Source organism: Methanobrevibacter sp. (assembly GCF_045586545.1).
Lineage (GTDB): Archaea > Methanobacteriota > Methanobacteria > Methanobacteriales > Methanobacteriaceae > Methanocatella.
This window is the reverse complement of record NZ_JAZNAN010000008.1, coordinates 1-2,911: the sequence shown is the minus strand read 5'-3', so window position 1 is coordinate 2,911 and position 2,911 is coordinate 1. Positions and strand designations below refer to the sequence as shown.

General features: G+C 36.8%; 4 protein-coding genes. All 4 read left to right on the top strand.

Annotated features, from left to right (window positions below; translation table 11 throughout):
• Positions 1-266 precede the first annotated feature (266 nt).
• Complete coding sequence (gene mcrB, locus ACKI3D_RS00730; RefSeq protein ID WP_407391382.1) at positions 267-1,598, top strand: coenzyme-B sulfoethylthiotransferase subunit beta; 1,332 nt, start codon at positions 267-269, stop codon at positions 1,596-1,598.
• Between the two features lie 34 nt (positions 1,599-1,632).
• Positions 1,633-2,082, top strand: a complete 450-nt coding sequence (gene mcrD, locus ACKI3D_RS00725; protein ID WP_407391380.1) for a methyl-coenzyme M reductase operon protein D — start codon at positions 1,633-1,635, stop codon at positions 2,080-2,082.
• A 6-nt stretch (positions 2,083-2,088) separates the two neighbouring features.
• A complete protein-coding gene (gene mcrC, locus ACKI3D_RS00720) occupies positions 2,089-2,688 on the top strand; it encodes a methyl-coenzyme M reductase I operon protein C (protein ID WP_407391378.1) in 600 nt (199 codons plus the stop codon).
• 2 nt (positions 2,689-2,690) lie between these two features.
• On the top strand, positions 2,691-2,911 hold a 221-nt coding region (gene mcrG / locus ACKI3D_RS00715), incomplete at its 3' end, for a coenzyme-B sulfoethylthiotransferase subunit gamma (protein WP_407391376.1).

Here is a 2,911-nt window from a genome sequence, read left to right as displayed (position 1 = left end):
GTTATTAAAATTAGATATATTCGATTTAAAAAAGTATTACTTTTAACCTTATTTTTCTTAAATAAAAAAAGTTTTATTATAGTTTATAAACTTTTCTAAAAGTTTCCATAGGTAATCTTTATATTATATCTTTAATAAAATAAAATTTGTATACCATATGGCTGGCTATTGCAAAATACTTGCTTTGTGGCTCAACTCAATTTGGCGAGAAATTCGCCATTGAGAGTGGTATATTGATTAAACTCTATTTATTTAGGAGGGAAAAAATGGCAAAGTTTGATGATAAAATCGATTTATTCGATGATAGAGGCAACGAAATTGCATCTGACGTACCAATCGAAGCTATTAGTCCATTAAGGAACCCTGCAATTCAAAAAATTGTTAAAGGTGTTAAAAGAACCGTTGCAGTAAACTTAGAAGGACTCGAAAAATCCGTTAAAACCGGTGCTGTTGGTGGAGACAAATCCAGAATCTTAGGAAGAGAATTAGATCTCGCTATTGTCGACAACGCAGAAGCAATCGCAGACAAAATGAAAGGTATTATCCAAGTATCTGAAGACGATGATACTGTTGTAACACCTATTTCCGGAGGAAAAAGGTTATTAGTACAAGTACCAACTAAAAGAATCGACGTTGGTGCAGAATACTCCGCAGCTCCATTATCAACCGCTGCTGCTTTAGTACAATCTGTTATTGACATTTGTGACGTAAGCATTTACGATGCAAACTTCTTAAAAGCTGCAGTATTAGGTAGATACCCACAATCTGTAGACTACAAAGGATCTAACATTGCAACCATGTTAGACATTCCACAAAAACTTGAAGGTGCAGGTTATGGTTTAAGAAACGTTAAAGCAAACGACTTCGCTGCTGCTACCTTGAAAAACACTTTCCAAGCTACTGCTTTATCCGCAATCTTCGAACAAACCGCAATGTTTGAAATGGCTGACGCTTTAGGTTCATTCGAAAGATTACACTTATTAGGTTTAGCTTACCAAGGTTTAAACGCTGACAACATGGTATATGACTTAGTAAAAGAAAACGGTGCAGAAGGTACTGTTGGTAGTGTAGTACAAGCAACCATTGCACGTGCTGAAGCAGATGGTGTAATTGCTCCTGGTGAACAATTAACTGACTTCGCTATTTACAACACTGATGACGCAGCTAAATGGAATGCATATGCTGCTGCTGGTGCTGTAGCTGCAACCATGGTTAACGTAGGTGCTGCTCGTGCTGCTCAAGGTATTCCATCTACTTTATTATACTTCAACGACAACCTCGAATTCGCTACTGGTTTACCTGGTCTTGACTTCGGTAGAGCAGAAGGTGTAGCTGTAGGATTCTCCTTCTTCAGTCACTCCATTTACGGTGGTGGAGGTCCTGGTCTCTTTAACGGAAACCACGTTGTAACTAGACACAGTAAAGGATTCTGTATCCCTTGTGTAGCTGCTGCTATGTCCTTAGATGCAGGAACACAACTCTTTTCACCAGAAGCAACTTCTGGTTTAATTAAAGAAGTATACAGTCAAATCGATGAATTCAGAGAACCTATCAACGCTGTTGCAATTGCAGCTGACGAAATTAAAGGTGACATCTAATTAATTTAAACAAATCTAATTTGAAGGTTTGAATATGGATATTGAAATTTTCCCGTACAGAGTTCTAGGAAGTGACACAACTGAAAAGTTGTTAAATGATTTAGAAGCTCTTGAAGATGTAAGAAGAACTGTTATCCACGGTCCAAGATTCCCAAAAGGCGAAGCAACTCTACCTCCACAATATAGGGAACGTAGGGTGATTAATGTCAATGGTGAGGATGTAGTTTTACAAGTTAAAACTGCTAGAATATTCCTTGAAATAACAATGGAATCTACAATTAAGGATATCGAGGAAATCTGTGAAAAACACATTCCATATGGCTTTGATATTAATCAAGATAGGTCTAATTATATCAGAAAACAAAAAACCGTTACTGATAGAATCAAATATGGAAGTTCAGATTTACCAGATGAATTAGTAGGAATGACAGATCAATATTCATCATTCGATGACCATGTGAATATTATTAAAAAGGATGACTAGATTAAAATGATAGGACGTTGTACTCACGTAGTAGATTGTAGGGAAGCAAGTGGTATGGGTAAAGGCGGAAGTCTTGCTCAAAGAGGCACTTTCGCTGAATGTGGTACTGATGTATGTGCAGTAGCTATGTCTCCGGGACGTAGACACATTACTAAACCAGTTTGTGAAATTACTTTTGGTTTACGTGAAGCTAATGTTTTAACAAGCACAATGGTTTTAAATGCTGGTGCTGGTGTTCCTCATGATGCTCCTGCTGCCGGTGGGACTTTGTTTGGACTTACTGATAAGGAAGTCGAACAAATGCGTAATTTCAAATTACTTGTAGTTCACCTTGGTGGAGTAGCCAATCATTTAATTTACAAAGCAAGATTAATTCTAAGGAATGTAAATAAACACTGCATTATAATATGCGAATCACCAGTAGACTGTGAAGATTTTGCTAAAATAGGAGTAAAAACTTCCAAAGTCATGCCTGCTGATGAAGATATTAAAACCGAAGGGACTATCGACGATATTGTTACAGGGGTCATCCGTGGTGAAACAATTTCACAAGAAAAATTAGATGAAATAATTAGAAAAGTTAAATTAGCATTAGGAGATGCATAATTATGGTACAAATTTATCCAGGTACTTCTCAGGTTGCTCAAAACAGAAGAAACTTCACTAACCCTGAATACGAGTTAGAAAAGTTAAGAGAAATTTCTGATGAAGACGTAGTAAAAATATTAGGTCATAAAGCTCCAGGTGAAGAATACAAATCAGTTCACCCACCATTAGATGAAATGGACGAGCCAGATGACAGTGTAAGAGAATTAGTAGCACCTATTGA

Coding starts and splice junctions, on each gene's coding strand:
- mcrB (WP_407391382.1), top strand. CDS start 267: ATGGCAAAGTTTGATGATAAAATCGATTTATTCGATGATAGAGGCAAC.
- mcrD (WP_407391380.1), top strand. CDS start 1,633: ATGGATATTGAAATTTTCCCGTACAGAGTTCTAGGAAGTGACACAACT.
- mcrC (WP_407391378.1), top strand. CDS start 2,089: ATGATAGGACGTTGTACTCACGTAGTAGATTGTAGGGAAGCAAGTGGT.